Source organism: Pseudomonas sp. MDT1-85 (assembly GCF_054898065.1).
On record NZ_CM142715.1, the window covers coordinates 475,146 to 497,000 of the forward strand.

The window sequence follows — 21,855 nt, forward strand, 5'->3', positions numbered from 1 at the left end:
GGGGATTTGGAGCGAAGTTCCCGCTCTTCATGGCGAGAGAGCTTGCTCCCGCCGGGCGGTACTGGCACGTTTGTAGGAGCTGCCGCAGGCTGCGATCTTTTGATTTTGCTTTTAAAACAAGATCAAAAGATCGCAGCCTGCGGCAGCTCCTACAGGACTGGTCAGGTCAGGTTGCAGGGCGCAGGGAGTAGGTTTTCAACTGGTCGGCGAACTCACGCAGGGATTGAATCCCGCTGGCCTCGGCCTCGTGTACCCAATCCTTGATGGCAGCCAGCATGTCGTGACCATTTGAGCTGGTCTTGACCCAGATCTGTTGCAAGGCCAGGCGTTTCTCGTAAATTACTTTCAGCGCCTGGCTGTGCTCGAGCATGGTCTGGATGCGCATATGGTGTTTGTCGTCCAGCAGGCTGGTTTCCCGCGAGAGCAAACGCTTGGCCCGGTGGAACTGGTGGCGGACCGAGTGATCGACCTTTTCCAGCTCTTGCTTGACCAGCGGCGCGATCACCAGCTTGCGGTACTGGGCCATGATCTGGAAGCGGTTGTTGAGGATCGCCATGGCGGTGTCCATGTCCAGGTTGCCTTTGCCCTCGACACGGTGGGCGATCGGTGCAATCCGCTGGACCTTGGCCAGACGCAAGAAGCTGAAGACCTGGATCCAGGCCCAGCCGAGGTCGAATTCCCATTTCTTCACCGACAGTTTGGCGGAGTTAGGGTAGGTGTGATGATTGTTATGCAGTTCTTCGCCGCCGATCAGGATGCCCCAAGGCACCAGATTGGTCGCCGCATCGCGGCATTCGAAGTTGCGGTAGCCGATGGCATGGCCCAGGCCATTCACCACGCCGGCGGCCCACACCGGGATCCACATCATCTGGATGGCCCAGATGGTGATGCCAATGGTGCCGAACAGCAGCAGGTCGATGACGCCCATGATTGCCACGCCCAGCAGCGGGAAGCGGCTGTAGAGGTTGCGTTCGATCCAGTCTTCGGGGCAGTTTTTGCCGTAGATGCGCAGGGTCTCGGGGTTTTCCGCTTCGGCGCGGTACAGCTCGGCGCCTTTGCGCAGAACAGTGGACAACCCCTTGATGACCGGGCTGTGCGGGTCATCGACGGTTTCGCATTTGGCGTGATGCTTGCGGTGAATAGCCGTCCACTCGCGGGTGTTCTGTGCCGTGGTCAACCACAGCCAGAAGCGGAAGAAATGTTTCAGGCCGGCATTGAGCTCGAGCGAGCGATGGGCTGAATAGCGATGCAGATAAACCGTGACGCCGACGATCGTCACGTGGGTCATCAGTAGGGTGACTACCACCAGTGACCAGGGCGATAAGCCAAGAAAACCTTCGTACCACATAGCCTATAGGACCCTCGATAAAGAAAAAAACAACCATCGCATTATCACTTAGCTCACAGATAAAACCAGTCGCCCTTTCAGATAAGAGTGGCTGGATGTGTCTTTAATCTATAATTCCAGCCTTTTTGTAGGGACATGGACGCTCTAATGTCAGCCATCTATCGCGATGCTTTGCGTGCAGCGCTGCTCTATCTGGTGCTTTCCGTAGCCTGGCTCCAGTTTAGTGGTTATTTACTGAACAGGTTCTTCGATAGTTCGATTGACCTGCTGCGCTGGCAACTGATCAACGGTTATGCCTGGGTGGCGTTCAGTACGGGGCTGATCTTTATTGCGCGGGCCCGATTGTTTCGCTGCCTGGGCGTCGGCGCCAAACTGCGGGAGCGAACTGCCGACCGGGAGCGTCTGCGTCAGGCGGCAGCGGTGTTCGATTGCACCCGTGAAGGGGTGCTGGTCACTAATAGCAAAGGGTTGATCGTCCATGTGAACCGGGCGTTCATGGAAATCACCGGCTACCCGCGCGAGGAAGTGCTGGGGCAGCGACCGAACATGTTCAAGTCGGGCCATCACCCGCCGGGTTTCTACCAGGTGATGTTCGCGACACTCGACGGCCTCGGCGAGTGGAGCGGGGAAATCTGGAACCGTCGTAAAAGCGGCGAGATCTACCCACAATGGCAGACGATTCGCCTCATTCGCGACGATCAGGGGCGGCTCAGTCAGTACGTTGCGGTATTTTCCGACATCAGCGCGATCAAGAACTCCGAGCATGAATTGACGCACCTGGCCCACCACGATCCGCTGACCGATCTGCCCAATCGTCTGCTTCTTTCCGACCGTGCCGGGCAGGCCGTCGCCTCGGCGCAGGTCCATAAGCGCGGTTGCGCGTTGCTGATGATCGACCTGGATCATTTCAAGTTGATCAACGACAGCCTCGGCCACAGTGTCGGTGACCAACTGCTCAAGGCTGTGGCTGAGCGCCTGAATGTCTTGTTCGGCCCGGGCATCACGCTGGCGCGGCTCAGCGGTGACGAATTTGCGGTATTGGCTGAAAATTGCCCGCAGCCAGGACACGCCGCAGCATTGGCTCAGCGGGTCATCGATGGCCTTAAAGAACCGTTCCAGATCGACGGGCATCCGCTGTTCATCAACGCCAGCATCGGCATCAGCCTGTTCCCCAGCGATGCCTTGAGCGCCGAGCAGCTATTGCGCAACGCCGATTCGGCGCTGTTCAAGGCCAAGAGCGCTGGCCGCGACGGCTATGCCCTCTATACCGAGGAATTGACCGCGCATGCCCAGCAGCGCGTCGAGATCGCGTTCGAGTTGCGCCGAGCGCTGGAGCAGCAGGAATTGCGGGTTTATTACCAGCCCGTGCATGACCTCAAAACCAGTCGCCTGATCGGCGTCGAGGCGCTGGTGCGTTGGGAGCATCCGCAACGCGGTTTGGTATCGCCGGCAGAGTTCATTCCCATCGCCGAACGCACCGGGCTGATTGCCGAGATCGATGCCTGGATCATGCGCCAGGCCTGCCAGCAGATGTGCCAATGGCAAGCGGCGGGCGTGGTGTTGTCGTTTGTCGCGGTGAATGTTTCTTCTCGTCTGTTCGCCCGACGCGAGTTGTATCAGCAAGTGGCTCAGGTGCTGCACGACACCGGGCTGGATCCTGCGTATCTGGAGCTGGAAGTCACCGAAAGTGCGGTGATGGATGACCCGGAAGTGGCGCTGGAGCAGATGCATCGCTTGCGCGAGTTGGGCGTGCGGCTGGCCATCGACGACTTCGGTACGGGCTATTCATCGCTGCTGCGGCTCAAGCGTTTGCCGGTGCAGAAACTCAAGATTGATCAGGGATTTGTCGCAGGCTTGCCGGGTGATGAGGACGATGCGGCGATTGTGCGGGTGATCATTGCGCTGGCGCAGAGCATGGGGATGCAAGTGCATGCCGAGGGGATCGAACAGGTCGAGCAGGCGGCTTTCCTGCTCGAGCACGACTGTGATTTGGGGCAGGGGTACTGGTTTGGAAAGCCAGTGCCGGCGGCATCATTGGATTGGGTCCGGGCGCCAGTGATTTCCTGAAAGCGAAAAGATCGCAGCCTTCGGCAGCTCCTACGGGGATTTGGGTGCAACCGGATATCCGATGCGCACGCTGACCCCGTAGGAGCTGCCGAAGGCTGCGATCTTTTGATCTTCAAGGGGGGTAGCCATACCGCAACCCCTTGTCCTATCAAATAATCTATTCTGGTTATATAAACATTCTTAAATAGTCTTTTTAAGAATATCCGCGTCTAACTACTATTGCTCTCACGCCGTAAGCAGTGCCCGCCGCCACTGCCAGGCACATCTCATTTAAAGGAGCAGCACCATGAGCGCATCCCTACGTAGTGTTGACGGGCAGGACGAAGCCACCATTTTGCGTGAGATCCAGAGCGCCTTGCGCGATTTGCGCTTCGGCGCAGTGGAAATCACCGTGCACAACGCCCAGGTGGTTCAGATCGAGCGCAAAGAGAAATTCCGTTTGCAGCAGCCGGGCAACAAACCGGCCTGAGGCGAAAGATCAAAAGATCGCAGCCTGCGGCAGCTCCTACGCGCCTGTGGGCGCCGCCGAAGGCTGCGATCTTTGCGACAGGCAACCCGTTAGACCAGACCATAAGAAAAAGCCACACACCAAGAACTCCAGGAGCTTTCACCATGTCGTCGATTCGCCATTTTGCTTTGGCCGCCCTGGCCAGTGCCTTTTTTGCTGGTTCCGCGGTTGCCAAGGATTACGAGCTGCTCAACGTGTCGTATGACCCGACCCGTGAGCTGTATCAGGACTACAACGCCGAGTTCATTAACTTCTGGAAGAAAGACCACGCTGGCGACAACGTGAAGATCCAGCAGTCCCACGGTGGTTCGGGCAAACAGGGCCGGGCAGTGATCGACGGTCTGCGGGCCGACGTAGTGACTCTGGCCCTGGCCGGTGACATCGACGAAATCGCCAAGCTCGGCAAGAGCCTGCCGGCCGACTGGCAGAAGCGTCTGCCGGAAGCGAGCACGCCTTACACCTCGACCATCGTGTTTCTGGTGCGCAAGGGCAACCCGAAAGGCATCAAGGACTGGGGCGACCTGACCAAAAACGGCGTGGAAGTCATTACCCCAAACCCGAAAACCTCCGGCGGCGCACGCTGGAACTTTCTCGCGGCCTGGGCCTATGGCCTGAAAGCTAACGGCGGTAACGAAGCCAAGGCCAAAGAGTACGTGCAGACGCTGTTTAAACACGTGCCTGTGCTGGACACCGGTGCTCGCGGCTCGACCATCACCTTCGTCAACAACGGTCAGGGTGATGTGTTGCTGGCTTGGGAAAACGAGGCCTTCCTCGCGTTGAAAGAAGACGGCGGCGCCGACAAGTTCGACATCGTTGTACCGTCGCTGTCGATCCTGGCCGAACCCCCGGTGGCCGTGGTCGACAAGAACGCCGAGAAAAAGGGCAACACTGAAATCGCCGAAGCGTACCTCAAGCACCTGTACAGCCCGGCTGGCCAGGAAATCGCGGCGAAAAACTTCTATCGTCCACGCGACAAGGACGTAGCCGCCAAGTACGCCAAGCAGTTCCCGACACTGGAACTGGTGACCATCGACAAGGACTTCGGCGGCTGGAAAACCGCGCAACCGAAATTCTTCAATGACGGTGGCGTGTTCGACCAGATTTATCAGGCGCAGTAACCTGAAATGGACCTGATTCCAGTCAGTTAAGGTGCAGAACCTGTGGGAGCGAGCCTGCTCGCGATGACTCCGGTACATTCAGCATAAATGCTGACCCGCCGCTATCGCGAGCAGGCTCGCTCCCACAGGGGTTGCGGTGTCCAAATCCTTAACTGGCTGGCATTAGTCAACAGGCCCCGATTTCACCGTCGGGGCTTAGCGCATTTTCAACCAAGGACTTTTATGTCGCGTCGTATCTCCCCCGTCATACCCGGCTTCGGGCTGACGCTGGGCTACACCTTGGTGTACCTCAGCCTGATTGTGCTCATTCCACTGGCGGCGATGTTCGTGCATGCCGCTCAACTTACCTGGGACCAGTTCTGGGCCATCATCTCGGCGCCACGGGTGCTGGCGGCGTTGAAGCTGAGCTTCGGCACCGCGCTCTATGCCGCGATCATCAACGGCATCATTGGCACGCTGCTGGCCTGGGTGCTGGTGCGCTATACCTTCCCTGGACGCAAAGTCATCGATGCGATGATCGACTTACCCTTCGCATTGCCCACCGCCGTGGCCGGTATCGCGCTGACTGCGCTATACGCGCCCAATGGTTGGGTGGGTCAGTTTGCAGCGGACCTGGGTTTCAAGATCGCCTATACCCCCCTCGGCATCACCCTTGCCCTCACTTTTGTGACACTTCCATTCGTAGTACGTACCGTACAGCCAGTATTGGCCGATATCCCTCGTGAAGTGGAAGAAGCGGCGGCGTGCCTCGGTGCAAAACCGCTACAGGTTTTTCGCCATATTCTGGTGCCCGCCCTGTTGCCAGCCTGGCTGACCGGTTTCGCGTTGGCGTTTGCCCGCGGCGTCGGCGAGTACGGTTCGGTGATTTTCATCGCCGGCAACATGCCGATGAAAACCGAGATCCTGCCGCTGCTGATCATGGTCAAACTCGACCAGTACGATTACACCGGCGCCACGTCCATTGGTGTACTGATGCTGGTGGTTTCCTTCGTCCTGTTGCTGCTGATCAACTTGCTGCAACGACGCATCGAAACCCCATAAGGAGGCGCAAAAATGTCCCAATCGTCTATTGCTGCTGCTTCCTCGAACGCCGCCCGCCGTGGCAGTGCTTCATCGCGGCGAATCCTGATCGGCCTTGGCTGGCTGGTGTTCGCCCTGTTTCTGTTGCTGCCGCTGGTGATCGTGGTGTCTCAGGGCCTAAAGCTCGGAATCGGTGCGTTCTTCACCGCGATCTTCGAGCCGGACGCCTTGTCGGCGTTGAAACTCACCGTGATCGCGGTACTGATTTCGGTGCCGCTGAACCTGGTGTTCGGTGTCAGCGCGGCGTGGTGCGTGAGTAAATACTCGTTCCGCGGCAAGAGCATGCTGGTGACCCTGATCGACCTGCCGTTTTCGGTGTCGCCGGTGATCGCAGGTTTGGTCTACGTGTTGATGTTCGGCGCCCAGGGGCTATTCGGCCCGTGGTTGCAGGATCACGACATCCAGATCGTCTTCGCCTTGCCGGGCATCGTGCTGGCGACGATTTTCGTCACCGTGCCGTTCGTGGCACGTGAGTTGATTCCGCTGATGCAGGAACAAGGCACCCAGGAAGAAGAGGCCGCGCGCCTGCTCGGCGCCAATGGCTGGCAGATGTTCTGGCACGTCACCGTTCCCAATATCAAATGGGGCCTGATCTATGGCGTGGTGCTGTGTACGGCCCGGGCCATGGGTGAATTCGGTGCGGTGTCGGTGGTTTCCGGGCACATTCGCGGGGTGACCAACACCCTGCCGCTGCACGTCGAGATCCTCTACAACGAATACAACCACGTGGCCGCGTTCGCCGTGGCGAGCCTGTTGCTGATCCTGGCGCTCTTCATCCTGCTGCTCAAGCAGTGGAGCGAAAACCGTATTAACCGCCTGCGCGCCAGCGCCGCGGAGGAATAAGTCATGTCGATCGAAGTGCGTAACGTCAGCAAAAACTTCCACGCGTTCAAGGCGCTGGACAACATCAGCCTGGACATCCAAAGCGGCGAGCTGGTGGCGCTGCTGGGGCCGTCCGGCTGCGGCAAGACCACATTACTGCGGATCATCGCCGGCCTGGAAACCCCGGATCAGGGCAACATCGTGTTCCATGGCGAAGATGTCTCCGGCCACGACGTGCGTGATCGCAATGTCGGTTTCGTGTTCCAGCACTATGCTCTGTTCCGGCACATGACGGTGTTCGACAACGTCGCGTTCGGCCTGCGCATGAAGCCGAAAAACCAGCGTCCGAATGAAAGCCAGATCGCGGTGAAAGTTCACGAACTGCTGAACATGGTGCAGCTGGACTGGTTGTCCGATCGCTACCCGGAACAACTCTCCGGTGGACAGCGTCAGCGCATAGCGTTGGCCCGCGCCTTGGCGGTGGAGCCGAAAGTACTGCTGCTCGACGAACCCTTCGGTGCGCTCGACGCCAAGGTCCGTAAAGAACTGCGTCGCTGGCTCGCACGCCTGCACGAAGACATCAACCTGACCTCGGTGTTTGTGACCCACGACCAGGAAGAGGCGATGGAAGTCGCCGACCGTATCGTGGTGATGAACAAGGGCGTGATCGAACAGATCGGCTCACCGGGTGACGTTTACGAAAACCCGGCCAGCGATTTCGTCTATCACTTCCTCGGCGATTCGAACCGTCTGCATTTGGGCGAAGACCGGCAGGTGCTGTTCCGTCCACACGAAGTGTCGCTGTCGCGGCATGAGCTGGAAGACCACCACGCAGCTGAAGTGCGGGATATTCGTCCGCTGGGTGCCACCACGCGGGTGACGCTGAAGGTCGAAGGCCAGAGCGAACTGATCGAAGCTGAAGTGGTGAAGGATCACGACAGCCTGGTTGGCTTGGCGAAGGGTGAGACGTTGTTCTTCAAGCCCAAGGTCTGGCAGAAAGTCGCCAACCTTTAAAATTAAAAGCATCGCGAGCAGGCTCGCTCCCACAGTGATCTGTGTCGTTCACAAATCCCCTGTGGGAGCGAGCCTGCTCGCGATGGCGTCTTACGTTGCTGCGTTTTTCTGACGCAAACGCACACCACCCGCCCGCGCCTCGATCTGCTCTTTCAGCTCATGCCGCAACCCGAGCAAAAACGCCAACTCAACCACCACAAACAACGGCCCGACAATCAACCCCGTCGCGTCATCGACAAACGCCGGTTTGCGTCCCTCGTAATGATGACCGACAAACTGAATCGCCCACCCCGCCACAAACATCCCTATGCCGCTTGTGAGCCAAACCAGCGTGCTGTGCTGCGCAAGAACTTGACCCGCCCAAATGCACAGACCGAGCAACACGGTCATCAACACCCCAAGACGCACCTCCAGGCGCAGGTAAAACCACGCCGATGCCATCGCGACCAGCACTGCCGGCGAAACCCAGCCTCCGCCCCATTGCGGCCGCGACAGCAACACCGCGACCGCCACTACAATCAGCGGGATACCGATAAAGTGGCTGGCGATATTGCGCGGGTCACGGTGGTAGGCGGCGTATTGACTGAGATGGTCAACGAGGCTTTTCATTGTTATTCCTCCAGTAGGGTGATGGATGATGCCCCGGGTTTCATTCTCGCTCTGTCAGCCAGGTGACAATCTCCAGGAGTTTCCATGGACATGCAGGTTTGGCGTTCGCGCCTGGATACGGGGCAGTGGTTCAGTCATTTACCTGTTCCTTTACAGGATAGTCTGCTGGCTGCGGCCCGGGTTCGACGCCTGCCGTCGGGGCAACTGCTATTCAAACGCGGTGATCCGCCGTGCGGGCTATACGCTGTGCTTGAAGGTTCGGTGCGCATCGGCGCGGTGAACGAGCAGGGCAAGGAAGCACTGCTGAGCCTGGTGGAAGTGCCGCACTGGTTCGGCGAAATCTGCCTGTTCGATGGCCAGCCGCGAACCCACGATGCCTACGCCGTTGGCCAGTGCACCCTGTTGCACATCCCGCAGGCGACGCTGCTGAAGTTGCTGGATCAACAACCGGAGTACTGGCGGCAACTGGCATTGTTGATGAGCCACAAACTGCGCCTGACCTTCATCAACCTTGAACAGCTGAGCCTGATGCCAGCCCCGGCACGCCTGGCCCATCGCTTGCTGATGATCGCCGAGGGTTACGGTGAAATCGACCCGCCGCGCCGTGTTCTGCAACTGCCTCAGGAGCAACTGGCGTCGATGTTGTCGCTGTCGCGCCAGACCACCAATCAGCTCCTCAAGGATTTGCAGGGACAAGGAATTCTGAATCTCAAGTATGGCGAGATCGAGATTCTGGATGCCGAGCGGCTGCGGGCGTTGGCGGTGATTTAAGAAAGATCGCTGCCCTATGTAGGAGCTGGCGAAGCCTGCGATTTTTAACAACCGACGTTATAGGTAGGCTTTGTCCATGAACGCGCCTAGCCTGTGACAACGATAATCGAGGTGTGCCATGCGTGTATTGCTAGTGGAAGACGAACCCGAGACCGCCAGTCTCCTGGCCAAAGGCCTGAGCGAAGCAAGTTACGCGGTAGATGTGGCGCTCAATGGCATGGACGGCCGGCGCTTTATCGAATCCGGCGAATACGAACTGATTATCCTCGACGTGATGCTGCCGGGGCTCAACGGCTGGCAGTTGCTGCAGCAGATCCGCAAGCTCGGCGGCACGCCGGTGCTACTCCTCACCACCAGGGACGGCATCGAAGATCGCCTGCGCGGGCTGGAATTGCATGAGGATGATTACCTGCTCAAGCCGTTTGCTGTCAGTGAACTGGTGAAGCGGGTGCGCAAGCTGTTGCGGCGGGATCGCGGTCGCTGAAAGCGAGTTTTGCCAAGAAAATTAGCTAGACTTTGACTTATCAGTGCATTAAATACGATGCATATACGTTTGGTTTTGTAAATTTGCACTGTATATGATGCGAGTGTCTCGAATGGAAACCCTTGGCGAACTGATCAGGTTACTGCGCAAAGAGCGAAAGATGTCTCAACAGGATCTGGCAAAGCAGTACGGAATGAGCCGTGCCACGATTTCTGGCATCGAGAACAATACTGTTTCCGAAATCGGTATCCGCAAGGTTGAAGCGATCCTGAACGGTTTTGGATACGAACTTACAGCCGTGCCTCGGCAGTCGAAGCGCCCGACCCTGGACACCCTGAAAAAGGTCAACTTCCATGGCTGAAAAGAGCGATGTGGACAGGCTGGATATCAGTGTCTCGGGCATCACAGTGGGTGCCTTGGGTCGCGGACAGTCTCGTATCGATTCAGTGTTTACCTATGCGCAAAATGCACTGGAAGAAAACGCTGTCTCGCTGACCATGCCCGCTCGCCTCGAGAGCTACACGTGGGAGCGAGGGGTGCCGCCGGTTTTTGAAATGAATCTGCCAGAAGGTTCTCTGCGCGATGAGTTGGTTCGTCGCTTCAGCAAAGCGGTGCGAGGATTCGACGACTTCGCAATGCTGGCGATCGTCGGTCCGCATCAGCTTGGACGCGTGGGAATCGCCAATGCTCTGAGTGCTAACGAGCGGCCCCCTGAAACCAGCCTTGCGGACATTCTGGTTCATGACGGTGCTCAGGGTCTGTTCGATGATCTGTTGCACACTTATGGTCAGTACTCAGGCGTTTCGGGAGTACAGCCAAAGGTGCTTGTGCGCGACAGTGCGACAACCATTGACCGCCTGACCCATCGAGGGGCAACGCACCTGGTCAAGTCCTTTCGTGCAGAAGAATACCCGGAGCTGGCCGCCAACGAGTACTTCTGCATGCGAGCCGCACTGCATTCGGGGCTTGAGGTGCCGAAGTTCGAACTCAGTGAACGGGGGAAATTTCTGATCGTTGAGCGCTTTGATCTGAATGACATGGGCTATTTGGGTTTTGAGGATTTCTGCGTACTCAATGCCTGGCCTTCGAGGGCCAAATACGATGGTTCATACGAAGGTGCTGCCAGGCAAATCAAGGAGTTTGTCTCCCCACCATTGCTCAACCAGGCTCTTGAGTCTTTTTTCAAAATCGTTGCTCTTTCGTCCGGTTTGAAGAATGGCGATGCTCACCTGAAGAATTTCGGCGTGTTGTACGAACATTGCGGTGCTGACGCGCAAATCAGTCTGGCTCCGGCCTATGACATCGTCACAACTTCGGTCTACATCAAGGCCGACAGCATGGCGTTGCTGTTGGGCGGATCGAAGGCATGGCCCAAGTACAAAATGCTCATGCGGTTTGGTCGTTCTGCCTGCAACCTGACAGAAGGACGCTGCAATGAGCTGCTGCAACAGGTTGCTCACGGGATGGATGTGGCGATGGGGGAGATGGCTCACTACATCAGAGCCAATAGCGGTTTTGCCGAGGTTGGCGACGCGATGATGGATCAGTGGAAATCAGGCCAAGCGCGCAGTCTGGTTAAAGGTTAAAAGATTTTGCGGCGTTGCGATGGACGCCTTCGCGGGCAAGCCTCGCTCCTACGGGAATACGCGGTCATCTGTAGGAGCGAGGCTTGCCCGCGAAGAGGCCATAAAACTCAATACACCTCCCGGATCTGTCACCGCAACCCATCCCGAAACTGCCCCGGCGTCATCCCGGTCCAGCGTTTGAACGCGCGGCTGAAGCTGCTGGTGTCGGCGAAACCCAGCAGATAACTGATCTCACCCAACGAGCACAGTGGGTCGCGCAGGTGCAGCAGCGCCAGGTTCTCCCGGCTTTCGTTGAGCAGCGTATCGAACCGACAACCTTCGTCCGCCAGATGCCGTTGCAGGCTGCGCAGACTCAAGTGCAGCGCCTGTGCGATGCGATCGGCCGACGGTTCGCCTTCGGGTAATTGCTCTTCAATGGCGTCGCGAACCTTGCGTTCCCAGGTCAGCGGTTTGAGTTGCGCCAGGGTGCGTTTGAGCACGGTTTCGTTGTGCTCGGCGAGTTCCGGGTTGGCGTCGTCCAGGTGGCTGTCGAAATCCGGCAGAGCGAACTCCAATCGGTCTTCATCGGCGTTGAAATACACCGGTGAGCGGAACACTTTGTGCCATTGATGCGGGTCGGCAGGTTCCGGACGGCGCAGGTAAACCGCCAGCGGGGCGTAGTCACGGCCCAGGCGATTGCGGCAAGTGCGCACGTAAATCGCCGCGAAGGCATCGATGGCTTCGAAGGCTGGCGCGGGGTTGCCTTGGGGGATTTTCAGGCGGAAGTAGTAGCGATCCTCGGCGCGGATCAGCTCCAGATCCAGCGCGTCGCTGACCACGTGGTGATAACGCACGATGCGCTCGAAGACTTCCCGCAGGCTTCCACTGGCCACCAACGCATAACCCAGCGCATGAAAGGTGGTGGGGCTGACAAAACGCGACACTCGCAAACCAATCGCCGGATCGCCACTGACCTGCACCGCGATTTGCCACAGGCGCGTGGTGGCGGACAACGGGTAACGGGCGTTCGGGTCGTCCATCAACTGCGGGTCGAGCCCCGCCTGTTGGCACAGGGCGGTGCTGTCGAGCCCCAGCGCATCGAGCTGCTTGCGCAGGGCGCGGGTCCAGCTGGCGAGGGAAGTCGGTTCTGTCATGTTGATTGGCGCGTCCGGTCAACAGGTTGGCGTTCACGGCTACCGCTCTGCAAAGCATCACAGGGCAGGATGCGAACATCAATAACCAGAGGATGGAAGCATGGACGGTACTTCTGCAAGTCCCCAGCGACTGAATGCAGCACAGAAATCAGCGCATATTCGCCAGGTGGTATTGGCCAAGGGCGTCGAACTGCGTCAGCGCTACCCGATTCTCAATCATCAGGACGCCTTGGGTGCGGGCATTCTGGCCTTCGCGTTGGCCGGGATGATCGGTTCGGCCGTGCTGTACATCACCGGGTACATGGCGTGGTGGGTGTGTCTGTTACTCAACGCGTTTTTCGCCTCACTGACCCACGAGCTGGAACATGACCTGATCCACAGCATGTATTTCCGCAAACAACGGGTGCCGCACAACCTGATGATGGGCCTGGTGTGGCTGGCGCGACCGAGCACCATCAACCCCTGGATCCGCCGCCATTTGCACCTCAACCACCACAAGGCGTCCGGCACCGAAGCCGACATGGAAGAGCGGGCAATCACCAACGGTGAGCCTTGGGGCATCGCACGGCTGTTGATGGTCGGCGATAACGTGATGTCGGCCTTCATCCGCATGCTGCGGGCGAGGACTTGGGCGCACAAGTTCAGCATCATCAAGCGTTTTCTGAAGGTTTACGCACCGCTGGCGCTGGTGCATTGGGGGGCGTGGTACGTGTTTCTCGGTTTTCACGCCGCCAACGGCATTGCGCATCTGCTGGGTGCGCCTATCGAGTGGTCGGCGACTACGTTGACGGTGATGCAAGCGATCGACATCGCTGCCGTGGTGATCATCGGCCCGAACGTGTTGCGTACGTTCTGCCTGCATTTTGTCAGCTCGAACATGCACTACTACGGTGACGTGGAGCCGGGCAATGTGATCCAGCAAACTCAGGTGTTGAGCCCTTGGTGGATGTGGCCGTTGCAGGCGTTCTGCTTCAACTTCGGCAGCAGCCACGGGATCCATCATTTTGTGGTGAAAGAGCCGTTTTACATCCGCCAGATGACTGTGCCGGTGGCGCATAAGGTGATGCGCGAGATGGGCGTGCGGTTCAATGATTTCGGGACGTTCGGACGGGCGAACCGGTTTGTGCGTGAGGACACCCTGGCGACGCAGGAGGTGCCTGCCGCTCAGGTTTGATAGATATGCCCGGAAACTCAAACGTTGGTCATCAATTTGACCCAAAGGAACGTTACGTTGTGACGCAAGCAGCGGTGGCGTGAGTGCATCGCAATGATTGGTATATGCGATTTTGACCTAATAAAGTAATTAAATATTCCTTTATGGGATAACCGTTTCAGCCAATCATCACATTCCAGCGATGTGGTTCGCGCTACAGATTTTGAGTTTCCGGGGCCGTCTCCTTGGCAGGGTGCGGCCCCTTTTTTATTCCTGGCAAACACCAAACCCTGTGGGAGCCTGCTCGCGATAGCGTCGCCACATCCAACATGGAGGTCGACTGATCTACCGCTATCCGCGAGCAGGATCGTCCCACAGGGGATCGGTTTATATTCGATATAGGTCTTAATAAATAGCTTCTTATTCCTTAACGGATATAACTCTCCTCCCTATACTCGGTCACGAACAGACACGCAGCAGGAGAGCTCCCCCATGCGCAACGAATCAATTCGCTACCTGATTGTGCCGGGCTGGCAAGGATCGCCAGAAAACCATTGGCAAACCCATTGGCAGAACAGCCTGCCGAACAGTGCGCGGGTGGAGCAGGCCGACTGGTTGACGCCTCGTCGTGAGGACTGGGTCGCGGCACTGGCCGAGGCGATTGCCGTCGACAGTACGCCAGTGATTCTGATCGCCCACAGCCTGGGTTGCATCACTGTCGCGCATTGGGCGGCCACGGCACCGCTGCCATTTTTGCGTCAGGTGCGCGGCGCGTTGCTGGTCGCGCCAGCGGATGTCGAGCGCCCGGCTTGCGCGCCGGCCCTGCGCAATTTCGCACCGATCCCCACCCATTTATTGCCGTTCCCGAGCCAGGTCGTCAGCTCCGACAACGACAGTGCCGTGAGCGCGCCACGAGCGCTTGAACTGGCGCGCCAGTGGGGCGCCGAGGCGGGGATTTTATCGGGGGCCGGGCACATCAACGTGAAGTCCGGTCACCAGCGTTGGGAGCAGGGTTTTGCGTATCTCTATCGTCTGCAAAACCGCATGGAACAGCACGCCCTGCGCCGCGCTTGAACCTTGTCCTTTATTGAACGCCCCCGCCTCCCGGCGGTTTTGGGCGGGAGTCTGCCATGAGCTTGCATGAAACATTCGGTCAGCCGCTGCTGACCTTTCCCGATGCGGAAAAAAGCCCGCTGAGCATTCGCGCCAAGGCGTTGGTGTTCGTCGACCCGCGTTCCCGGCAGTTGCGCCAGGAGCTGGAACAACTGGCGCCACGTTCGATCTCGGTATTGATCCGCGGTGAAACCGGCAGCGGTAAAGAACTGCTGGCGCGACATATCCATCGCGCCAGTGACCGTGGTGGATTGTTCGTGTCAGTCAATTGCGGGGCGATCAGCCCGACCTACGCCGACGCTGAATTGTTCGGCTATGCCGCCGGCAGTTACAGCGGTTCGGCCAGCAGTCGCGCCGGCTGGTTTGGTTCGGCCAATGGCGGCACGCTCTATCTGGACGAGATCGGCGACTTGCCGTTGCCAATCCAGATCAAGTTGCTCGCCGCCCTGGAAAACCACGAAGTCACCCGCGTCGGCGCTCAGCAGCCAAGCCCGGTGGATGTACGTCTGGTGGCCGCCACCAGCATCGATCTGGCTCAGGCCGTGGCTGCCGGAAAATTCCATGAACGGCTTTATCACTACCTCAGCGAAGGCCAGCTCGAACTGCCGGCCTTGCGTGAACGGGTGGGCGATATTTTGTCGCTGGCCGAATACTTCCTCGGCATCTACAGCCAACGCCTCGACCTGCCGGTGCCATTGATCAGCGACGCCGCGCAGCATCTGCTGGAGCAGCACAGTTGGCCGGGCAATACCCGGGAGCTGGAGAACGTCATTCACTTTGCGCTGTTGGTGAGTACCGGCGACGAGATTTTGCCGGAGCATTTGAATCTGCCCGAGGCGCCCGTGTCGCTGCTACAGATCGAGCAGCAATTCAAACAGATTCTCGGCAACGGTTCCGCCGCCGAGAAAGATGCCTTGAAACAACTGCTCAACGACGCCGGGCTTCTGTAGGAGCGAAGCTTGCTCGCGAAAGCGGTGTGCCAGGCAACATTAATGTCGACTGACACTCCCTCTTCGCGGGCAAGCCTCGCTCCTACAACGATCGCGTGCGCTTTGATGTGCGAGTTAGAGCAGGTGACGGTTGTATGAACAAAATGGAATATGAAAGTGAATAAAAGATATTGTTCGGGAATAAAAAATCCCGGTATTGTCCGCCTCACGCCAGCGATAGCACTTCGCTGGCACTTAACAAAAACCACCTGACTGTTTAGCCGTCGTCGATGACGACCGTGATTTTTCGATAAGGACACTGCATGAAAAAGGTTCTGTTGTTCACCGCATTGGCGGCTGCCCTGACTGCGGGCCTGGCCCAGGCTGGCGAGAAACTGGTGGTTGCGGCGACGCCGGTTCCACATGCCGAGATTCTTGAACTGATCAAGCCTGCCCTCGCCAAAGAAGGCGTGGACCTGGAGATCAAAGTTTTCACCGACTACGTTCAGCCGAACGTGCAGGTCGACCAGAAGCGTCTGGACGCCAACTACTTCCAGACTCTGCCGTACCTGAAAAACTTCAACGAAGGCAAAGGCACTAACCTGGTGACTGTGATCGGCGTGCACGTCGAACCATTCGGCGGCTACTCGAAGAAAGTCAAAAGCCTGGCTGAGCTGAAAGACGGCGCAACCATCGCCATCCCGAACGAAGGCAGCAACAGCGGCCGGGCCCTGATCCTGCTGCAGAAGGCTGGCCTGATCGAGTTGAAAGACCCGAAAAACGCCGTGTCCACCCCGAAAGACATCGCCAAGAACCCGCACAACTTCAAGTTCAAGGAACTGGAATCAGCCTTGCTGCCGCGTGTGCTGGACCAGGTCGACCTGGGCATGATCAACACCAACTACGCGCTGGAAGCGGGTCTGAACCCGGCTAAAGATGCGTTGGTGATCGAAGGTGCCGATTCGCCTTACGTGAACTTTCTGGTGGCTCGTCCAGACAACAAGGACAGCGTCGCCATCCAGAAGCTGGCCAAGGCCCTGACCAGCCCGGAAGTGAAGGCGTTCATCGAGAAGAAATACGGCGGCGCGGTACTGTCGGCGTTCTGATTGATCGCAGTCTCGATACCCTTTCAAGGTTTCAACGCCGACGGCTAATACAGCGTCGGCGTTTTTTATTGCGCCAGATCAAAAGATCGCAGCCTCGTTTCACTCGACAGCTCCTACATTGAAATGCGTATCCGCTGTAGGAGCTGTCGAGTGAAACGAGGCTGCGATCTTTTGCTTTAAGGTTCAGGCCACTCTGGCCTTCAGCGCCTTGCGCAACGCCACCAGCAATTTCACGATGTCTTGCGGATCCAGCCGCTGTGGCACGTTTACGTCAGCCATTTTTATCTTCCTTGTAATGGTTCGGCCGGGAGTCTGGCCAAAAACTGCACGTCCTTGGAGGGGTATTCTGAAAAAAAGATCCTTCCTACAGCGCAAAGGAAAATAGTCGTCCTCCGCTGCCGCCGCAAATCCGCAGGATAGTATTTTGCGTGATATCAATATGCTTTAACGGTATTTAAATTCTTCTTTTTATACCTTTAAAGTCGGTGCCTGCCGGGTGGTTATCCACTGCCCATGGACTGCGCCATCGTCGCTTACCGAGCGGCGTCCAGGGATGTTCAATGACGTTCGATTACGCTTTTATCCTCAGCACCCTGCCGGCGTTTCTCAAAGCCGTGGGCGTGACGCTGCAGGTCGGCTTTATCGCCATCGGCACTTCGTTGCTGGTGGCGTTGATCAACGCGACGATTCTGGTGTTTCGTACACCCTACCTGCAACGCCTGGTCGGGCTGTACGTGGAGCTGGCGCGCAACACGCCACTGCTGATTCAGCTGTTCTTCGTCTACTTCGCCTTGCCGGCCCTGGGCATCAAAGTTTCGGGCTTCGCGGCGGCGATCATCACCATGACTTTCCTTGGCGGCGCCTACCTCACCGAAGTGCTGCGCGCCGGTGTGGATGCGGTGCCCCAGGCGCAACTTGAGTCCGGCCGCTCCATCGGCCTGTCTCACGGGCAATTGCTGCGCTACGTGATCCTGCCGCAAGCCGGCATCCTCAGCCTGCCGTCGCTGTTCGCCAATTTCATTTTCCTGCTCAAGGAAACCACCGTGGTCTCGGCGGTGGCGGTGCCGGAGATTCTCTACACCACCAAGAGCTACATCGCGCTCTATTACAAAACCTACGAAATGCTCGCCGTGCTGACGCTGATCTGCGTGCTGCTGTTTTTGCCGTTGTCGCTGCTGCTCAGTCGTCTGGAAAGGAGGCTCCAGCATGGCCAGTTCGGGTCTTGAGCTGCTCTGGGTGTCGTTGCCGCAACTGGGCAAGGGCGCTGCGCAAACCCTGTCGATCTCTTTTCTGAGCATCGCCATCAGCACTGTCGGCGGCGTGCTCTACGGCGTGTTGCGCACATTGAATTCGAAATGGCTGAACGCGATTCTTCGGATCTATCTGGAATTGTTCCGGGCGATCCCGGTGCTGGTCTGGCTGTATTTGCTGTTCTTCGGTCTGCCGATTTTCTTCGGCCTGAGCATTCCGAGCTACTGGTGCGCGGTGCTGGTGTTGTCGCTGTGGGGCGCCAGCGAAGTCGGCGAAGTGGTGCGCGGTGCGTTGCACTCGTTGCCTCGCGGGCAGCGTGAGGCAGGGCTGTCGATTGGCCTGAACGGCCCGCAACTCTACGGCTACGTGCTGCTGCCTCAAGCGCTGAAGCGCATGACGCCGCCGACCATCAACGTCTACACGCGCATCATCAAGACCAGCTCCCTGGCGGTGCTGATCGGCGTGGTGGACGTGATCAAAGTCGGCCAACAGATCATCGAACGCACCTACGAATCAGTGCTGATCTACGGCGCGCTGTTCCTGTTTTTCTTTTTCATCTGCTACCCGCTGTCGGCCGCCTCGCGCGTGCTGGAGCGGCGCTGGACGCAAGCATGAGTGCATTGATCGAGTTCAAGGGTTTCAACAAGTTTTTCGGCGAGCAGCAGGTGCTCGACGGCATCGACCTGAAGGTGAAACCGGGCGAAGTGATCGTCATTCTCGGTCCCAGCGGCTGTGGCAAAAGCACCTTGCTGCGCTGCCTCAACGGCTTGGAAGTGGCTCACAGCGGCAGCTTGAATTTTGCCGGGCGCGAGTTGCTGGATAAGGGCACCGACTGGCGCGAAGTGCGTCAGCAGATCGGCATGGTGTTCCAGGGCTACCACCTGTTCCCGCACATGAGCGTGCTCGACAATCTATTGCTCGGCCCGCTCAAAGTGCAGAAACGCGAACGTCGCGAAGCCCGCGCTCAGGCCGAAGCTTTGCTGGCGCGCGTGGGCCTTTTGGACAAACGCGACGCCTTCCCGCGCCAGCTCTCCGGCGGCCAGCAGCAACGCATCGCCATCGTTCGTTCGCTGTGCATGAACCCCAAGGTCATGCTCTTCGACGAAGTCACCGCCGCCCTCGATCCGGAGATGGTCAAGGAAGTGCTCGAGGTGATTCAGGGTCTGGCCCGCGAAGGCATGACCCTGCTGATCGTCACCCACGAAATGGCCTTCGCCCGCGCCGTGGCCGACCGCATTGTGTTCATGGATGCCGGGCGCATTCTTGAGCAAAACCCACCCGAGATTTTCTTTACGAACCCGCAAACCGCACGAGCGCAGCAGTTCCTGGAGAAGTTCTCCTACGTCGCCGCACTACCCAAAACGACTCAAACAAAGGAATTGGAACTGCCATGAAAACTGCCAAGTCTTCTCTGCTGCTACTCCCGCTGTTCGGCCTTGCGCTGCTGGCCGGCTGCAATAAAACCGAAGAACCGACGAAGCCGAAAGTCGTAAGCGCGAGTACCGCACCGGCCGGTTACCTGGAAAAAATCAAAGCACGGGACAAGCTGATCGTCGGCGTCTTCACCGATAAACCGCCGTTCGGTTTTGTCGACGAGGCCGGGCGCTACGTGGGGTTCGATACCGACATCGGTCGCCAATTCGCCAAGGATCTGTTGGGCGATGAGAACAAAGTGGAGTTCGTTGCAGTGGAGCCGGCGAGCAGGATTCCGTTCCTGCAAAGCGACAAGGTCGACCTGATCCTGGCCAACATGACCGTGACTCCGGAGCGCAAGGAAGCCGTGGACTTCACCAACCCGAACCTCAAGGTTGCGGTGCAGGCACTGGTGCCGCAGGCGAGTTCGGTGAAGAGCCTCGATGACCTGGCGACCCGCACCACCATCGTGACCACAGGCACCACGGCGGATATCTGGCTGACCAAGAATCATCCGGACTGGAAACTGCTGAAGTTCGAGAAAAACTCCGAGTCTTTGCAAGCCCTGGCCAATGGTCGCGGCGACGCTTACGCGCAGGACAATCTGGTGCTGTTCAGCTGGGCCAAGCAGAACCCGGGTTACCGCGTGCTGGAGGAAAAACTGGGTGCCGAAGCACCGATCGCTCCTGCGGTGAAGAAGGGCAATATCGAACTGCGCGACTGGGTGAATGTGGAGTTGGCGAAGTTGGGCGAGGAGAAGTTTTTGCTCAAGCTGTACGACCAGTATGTGCGTAAAGAATTGAGCGATGACACCAAGCCGGAGAGCGTGATTGTCGAGGGTGGGAAGTGGCAGGGGTGATTCTCTGAGCTATGCGGTGACTTTCCGATCGCTATCGCGAGCAGGCTCGCTCCCACAGGGGGATCTTCGATGAACACAACATCTGTGTCAGTCGCCGATCCAGTGTGGGAGCGAGCCTGCTCGCGATTCGGTTGTTCAAGCGCCGATCAATCCGGCCAATGCCACGCCGGCTCATCCAGCATCCGCTGCCCGACCATCCCGGTCTGGCCGAAATTCTTCTCCAGCACAATGCAGTTGCATTCCGGGTCTTGCTGCAACGCCGAGATCAAGCGCCGCGCATGGGACACCACCCACACCTGACACTGCTCGGACGCTCGAATAATCAACCGTGCCAACGCCGGCAGCAGGTCTGGATGCAGACTGGTCTCCGGCTCGTTCAACACCATCAGCGTCGGCGGCCGGGGTGTCAGCAACGCCGCAACCAGCAACAAATAGCGCAACGTCCCGTCCGATAACTCGGCGGCGGACAACGGCCGCAACAATCCTTCCTGATAAAACTCGATCGCAAACCGGCCACCCTGCAGCGGTGCGATATTCAATGTCGCGCCGGGGAACGCATCGCTGATCGCTGCCTGCAAGGCTTCGGGATCGCCGATTTCGCGGATGGTCTGCAATGCGGCGGCCAGATCCCGGCCGTCGTGGTGCAACACCGGCGTGCGGGTGCCCAGTTGCGGTTGGCGCACTGGCGCGTCGGCGTCGCTGCGAAAGTGATCGTAGAAACGCCAGCGGCGGATGAACTCACGCAGCTGCATGACTTCCGGCGAGGTGCGAAAACTGCCGACCTGATCGAACAGGCTGTCGAAGTTTGGCGTGTGCTGGGCCAGTACATCCCAGCTGCGATTGGCTCGGGCACGGATCATCGGGCCGTCGCGATCCACCAGCAGGCTGGCCGGCCGATAAATCGGCCCGGCCCAGACGCATTCACGCTTGATTTGCGGGTCGAGGTTGAAGCGTGACGGAATAGGTGCGCTGTGTTCGGGCAGCATGAAGTGGCCGTTGGAATCGGGCAGCCCGAGGCTGATCGAATAGCTGAAATCCTCACCGGCAAACCCCAGCCGCAGGCGTTTGACGCCGTGTCGTACGCTAGCCTCGATCGGGACTTCGCCGTCGCGCATGCGTCGGGTGATGTTTTCCGGACCCGCCCAGAACGTCGAATCCAGCCCGCCCTCACGGGCCAACGCATTGACCACCCCGCCCTGAGCAGTTTCCGCCAGCAGGCGCAAGGCGCGATAGAGGTTGGATTTACCGCTGCCATTGGGGCCGGTGATCAGGTTCAACCGGCCCAGCGGAATCACCAATTTATTGATCGAGCGGTAATTGGCCACCGCGAGGGTTTTGAGCATGGGTAGCTTCCTGCTGCGTGGTGCGCGATTCTGCCTTATTGTCGACGTCATCGTGCGCCAGGCTTTATTTCAAACCGTGAGGCGCACCCTTTGAACCCTGTTCTAAGCTCGCAGTCGTATCGTCACTGGCACGAACGTGCAACGCAAA

Annotated in this window: 22 protein-coding genes; 18 read left to right on the forward strand and 4 right to left on the reverse strand. The window is 58.4% G+C overall.

The genetic code is table 11. The features are described from left to right. Positions 1–166: 166 nt before the first annotated feature. Positions 167–1,348 carry a delta-9 fatty acid desaturase DesA gene (gene desA, locus ACYZT2_RS02180; protein WP_461969744.1) on the reverse strand — a complete coding sequence of 394 codons (1,182 nt, stop codon included), beginning with the start codon at positions 1,346–1,348 and terminating at the stop codon, positions 167–169. Positions 1,349–1,495: 147 nt separating this feature from the next. On the opposite strand from desA, the gene dibA reads away from it, so the two are divergent. The 6 genes from dibA to ACYZT2_RS02210 all read left to right on the forward strand — a co-directional run bounded on the left by dibA (position 1,496) and on the right by ACYZT2_RS02210 (position 7,957). Next, complete coding sequence (gene dibA, locus ACYZT2_RS02185; RefSeq protein WP_461969746.1) at positions 1,496–3,415, forward strand: phosphodiesterase DibA; 1,920 nt, start codon at positions 1,496–1,498, stop codon at positions 3,413–3,415. 286 nt (positions 3,416–3,701) lie between these two features. Further along, positions 3,702–3,884, forward strand: coding sequence for a sulfur starvation response protein OscA (gene oscA, locus ACYZT2_RS02190; RefSeq protein ID WP_274075040.1), 183 nt, complete (start codon positions 3,702–3,704; stop codon positions 3,882–3,884). Between the two features lie 143 nt (positions 3,885–4,027). Beyond that, on the forward strand, positions 4,028–5,041 hold the full coding sequence (locus ACYZT2_RS02195) for a sulfate ABC transporter substrate-binding protein (protein WP_461969748.1): 1,014 nt from the start codon (positions 4,028–4,030) through the stop codon (positions 5,039–5,041). A 222-nt stretch (positions 5,042–5,263) separates the two neighbouring features. Further along, positions 5,264–6,082: a sulfate ABC transporter permease subunit CysT gene (cysT, locus tag ACYZT2_RS02200; protein WP_007899634.1), complete on the forward strand. Its 819-nt coding sequence runs from the start codon at positions 5,264–5,266 to the stop codon at positions 6,080–6,082. 12 nt (positions 6,083–6,094) lie between these two features. Next, on the forward strand, positions 6,095–6,964 hold the full coding sequence (gene cysW, locus ACYZT2_RS02205) for a sulfate ABC transporter permease subunit CysW (protein ID WP_007899636.1): 870 nt from the start codon (positions 6,095–6,097) through the stop codon (positions 6,962–6,964). A 3-nt stretch (positions 6,965–6,967) separates the two neighbouring features. Next, complete coding sequence (locus ACYZT2_RS02210; protein WP_461969750.1) at positions 6,968–7,957, forward strand: sulfate/molybdate ABC transporter ATP-binding protein; 990 nt, start codon at positions 6,968–6,970, stop codon at positions 7,955–7,957. A gap of 90 nt (positions 7,958–8,047) precedes the next feature. On the opposite strand, the gene ACYZT2_RS02215 is transcribed toward ACYZT2_RS02210, so the two are convergent. Continuing rightward, complete coding sequence (locus ACYZT2_RS02215) at positions 8,048–8,566, reverse strand: Mpo1 family 2-hydroxy fatty acid dioxygenase (RefSeq protein ID WP_461969752.1); 519 nt, start codon at positions 8,564–8,566, stop codon at positions 8,048–8,050. 84 nt (positions 8,567–8,650) lie between these two features. Here ACYZT2_RS02215 and ACYZT2_RS02220 point away from each other — a divergent pair, with 84 nt between their 5' ends. From ACYZT2_RS02220 to ACYZT2_RS02235, 4 genes are all read left to right on the forward strand, one after another. Then, positions 8,651–9,337: a Crp/Fnr family transcriptional regulator gene (locus ACYZT2_RS02220; RefSeq protein WP_461969754.1), complete on the forward strand. Its 687-nt coding sequence runs from the start codon at positions 8,651–8,653 to the stop codon at positions 9,335–9,337. A 118-nt stretch (positions 9,338–9,455) separates the two neighbouring features. Further along, positions 9,456–9,821 carry a response regulator gene (locus ACYZT2_RS02225; protein ID WP_461969756.1) on the forward strand — a complete coding sequence of 122 codons (366 nt, stop codon included), beginning with the start codon at positions 9,456–9,458 and terminating at the stop codon, positions 9,819–9,821. 112 nt (positions 9,822–9,933) lie between these two features. Beyond that, positions 9,934–10,182, forward strand: coding sequence for a helix-turn-helix domain-containing protein (locus tag ACYZT2_RS02230; protein WP_447787870.1), 249 nt, complete (start codon positions 9,934–9,936; stop codon positions 10,180–10,182). Then, the gene (locus ACYZT2_RS02235) at positions 10,175–11,407 is read left to right on the forward strand and encodes a type II toxin-antitoxin system HipA family toxin (RefSeq protein ID WP_461969759.1); all 1,233 of its coding nucleotides are present in this window, start codon (positions 10,175–10,177) and stop codon (positions 11,405–11,407) included. Before ACYZT2_RS02230 ends, ACYZT2_RS02235 begins: the two co-directional genes overlap by 8 nt. A 128-nt stretch (positions 11,408–11,535) precedes the next feature. Here the strand turns inward: ACYZT2_RS02235 and ACYZT2_RS02240 are convergent, their stop codons facing one another. Beyond that, positions 11,536–12,540 (reverse strand): AraC family transcriptional regulator, encoded by a 1,005-nt coding sequence (locus ACYZT2_RS02240; RefSeq protein WP_461969761.1) that lies wholly within the window; start codon positions 12,538–12,540, stop codon positions 11,536–11,538. A gap of 100 nt (positions 12,541–12,640) precedes the next feature. Between ACYZT2_RS02240 and ACYZT2_RS02245 the strand changes: the two genes are divergently transcribed. The 8 genes from ACYZT2_RS02245 to ACYZT2_RS02280 all read left to right on the forward strand — a co-directional run bounded on the left by ACYZT2_RS02245 (position 12,641) and on the right by ACYZT2_RS02280 (position 20,364). Next, complete coding sequence (locus ACYZT2_RS02245; RefSeq protein ID WP_461969763.1) at positions 12,641–13,714, forward strand: fatty acid desaturase; 1,074 nt, start codon at positions 12,641–12,643, stop codon at positions 13,712–13,714. Between the two features lie 471 nt (positions 13,715–14,185). Further along, complete coding sequence (locus ACYZT2_RS02250; RefSeq protein WP_461969765.1) at positions 14,186–14,767, forward strand: alpha/beta hydrolase; 582 nt, start codon at positions 14,186–14,188, stop codon at positions 14,765–14,767. 56 nt (positions 14,768–14,823) lie between these two features. Beyond that, entirely contained in the window at positions 14,824–15,756 is a 933-nt protein-coding gene (locus tag ACYZT2_RS02255; RefSeq protein ID WP_461969767.1) for a sigma 54-interacting transcriptional regulator, read from the forward strand. Positions 15,757–16,058: 302 nt separating this feature from the next. Then, on the forward strand, positions 16,059–16,841 hold the full coding sequence (locus ACYZT2_RS02260; protein ID WP_461969769.1) for a MetQ/NlpA family ABC transporter substrate-binding protein: 783 nt from the start codon (positions 16,059–16,061) through the stop codon (positions 16,839–16,841). 560 nt (positions 16,842–17,401) lie between these two features. Beyond that, positions 17,402–18,067: an amino acid ABC transporter permease gene (locus ACYZT2_RS02265; protein ID WP_007941049.1), complete on the forward strand. Its 666-nt coding sequence runs from the start codon at positions 17,402–17,404 to the stop codon at positions 18,065–18,067. Then, complete coding sequence (locus ACYZT2_RS02270; RefSeq protein ID WP_461969771.1) at positions 18,048–18,707, forward strand: amino acid ABC transporter permease; 660 nt, start codon at positions 18,048–18,050, stop codon at positions 18,705–18,707. The genes ACYZT2_RS02265 and ACYZT2_RS02270 overlap by 20 nt, the downstream gene beginning before the upstream one ends. After that, the gene (locus ACYZT2_RS02275; RefSeq protein ID WP_461969773.1) at positions 18,704–19,486 is read left to right on the forward strand and encodes an amino acid ABC transporter ATP-binding protein; all 783 of its coding nucleotides are present in this window, start codon (positions 18,704–18,706) and stop codon (positions 19,484–19,486) included. Before ACYZT2_RS02270 ends, ACYZT2_RS02275 begins: the two co-directional genes overlap by 4 nt. Continuing rightward, positions 19,483–20,364, forward strand: coding sequence for a transporter substrate-binding domain-containing protein (locus ACYZT2_RS02280; protein WP_461969775.1), 882 nt, complete (start codon positions 19,483–19,485; stop codon positions 20,362–20,364). Before ACYZT2_RS02275 ends, ACYZT2_RS02280 begins: the two co-directional genes overlap by 4 nt. 146 nt (positions 20,365–20,510) lie before the next feature. On the opposite strand, the gene ACYZT2_RS02285 is transcribed toward ACYZT2_RS02280, so the two are convergent. Beyond that, on the reverse strand, positions 20,511–21,707 hold the full coding sequence (locus ACYZT2_RS02285) for an AAA family ATPase (protein ID WP_461969777.1): 1,197 nt from the start codon (positions 21,705–21,707) through the stop codon (positions 20,511–20,513). Between the last annotated feature and the right edge of the window lie 148 nt (positions 21,708–21,855).

Bases quoted from the DNA above. Each gene is read 5' to 3' on its own strand.
- desA (WP_461969744.1), bottom strand. From the start codon at position 1,348: ATGTGGTACGAAGGTTTTCTTGGCTTATCGCCCTGGTCACTGGTGGTA.
- dibA (WP_461969746.1), top strand. From the start codon at position 1,496: ATGTCAGCCATCTATCGCGATGCTTTGCGTGCAGCGCTGCTCTATCTG.
- oscA (WP_274075040.1), top strand. From the start codon at position 3,702: ATGAGCGCATCCCTACGTAGTGTTGACGGGCAGGACGAAGCCACCATT.
- ACYZT2_RS02195 (WP_461969748.1), top strand. From the start codon at position 4,028: ATGTCGTCGATTCGCCATTTTGCTTTGGCCGCCCTGGCCAGTGCCTTT.
- cysT (WP_007899634.1), top strand. From the start codon at position 5,264: ATGTCGCGTCGTATCTCCCCCGTCATACCCGGCTTCGGGCTGACGCTG.
- cysW (WP_007899636.1), top strand. From the start codon at position 6,095: ATGTCCCAATCGTCTATTGCTGCTGCTTCCTCGAACGCCGCCCGCCGT.
- ACYZT2_RS02210 (WP_461969750.1), top strand. From the start codon at position 6,968: ATGTCGATCGAAGTGCGTAACGTCAGCAAAAACTTCCACGCGTTCAAG.
- ACYZT2_RS02215 (WP_461969752.1), bottom strand. From the start codon at position 8,566: ATGAAAAGCCTCGTTGACCATCTCAGTCAATACGCCGCCTACCACCGT.
- ACYZT2_RS02220 (WP_461969754.1), top strand. From the start codon at position 8,651: ATGGACATGCAGGTTTGGCGTTCGCGCCTGGATACGGGGCAGTGGTTC.
- ACYZT2_RS02225 (WP_461969756.1), top strand. From the start codon at position 9,456: ATGCGTGTATTGCTAGTGGAAGACGAACCCGAGACCGCCAGTCTCCTG.
- ACYZT2_RS02230 (WP_447787870.1), top strand. From the start codon at position 9,934: ATGGAAACCCTTGGCGAACTGATCAGGTTACTGCGCAAAGAGCGAAAG.
- ACYZT2_RS02235 (WP_461969759.1), top strand. From the start codon at position 10,175: ATGGCTGAAAAGAGCGATGTGGACAGGCTGGATATCAGTGTCTCGGGC.
- ACYZT2_RS02240 (WP_461969761.1), bottom strand. From the start codon at position 12,540: ATGACAGAACCGACTTCCCTCGCCAGCTGGACCCGCGCCCTGCGCAAG.
- ACYZT2_RS02245 (WP_461969763.1), top strand. From the start codon at position 12,641: ATGGACGGTACTTCTGCAAGTCCCCAGCGACTGAATGCAGCACAGAAA.
- ACYZT2_RS02250 (WP_461969765.1), top strand. From the start codon at position 14,186: ATGCGCAACGAATCAATTCGCTACCTGATTGTGCCGGGCTGGCAAGGA.
- ACYZT2_RS02255 (WP_461969767.1), top strand. From the start codon at position 14,824: ATGAGCTTGCATGAAACATTCGGTCAGCCGCTGCTGACCTTTCCCGAT.
- ACYZT2_RS02260 (WP_461969769.1), top strand. From the start codon at position 16,059: ATGAAAAAGGTTCTGTTGTTCACCGCATTGGCGGCTGCCCTGACTGCG.
- ACYZT2_RS02265 (WP_007941049.1), top strand. From the start codon at position 17,402: ATGACGTTCGATTACGCTTTTATCCTCAGCACCCTGCCGGCGTTTCTC.
- ACYZT2_RS02270 (WP_461969771.1), top strand. From the start codon at position 18,048: ATGGCCAGTTCGGGTCTTGAGCTGCTCTGGGTGTCGTTGCCGCAACTG.
- ACYZT2_RS02275 (WP_461969773.1), top strand. From the start codon at position 18,704: ATGAGTGCATTGATCGAGTTCAAGGGTTTCAACAAGTTTTTCGGCGAG.
- ACYZT2_RS02280 (WP_461969775.1), top strand. From the start codon at position 19,483: ATGAAAACTGCCAAGTCTTCTCTGCTGCTACTCCCGCTGTTCGGCCTT.
- ACYZT2_RS02285 (WP_461969777.1), bottom strand. From the start codon at position 21,707: ATGCTCAAAACCCTCGCGGTGGCCAATTACCGCTCGATCAATAAATTG.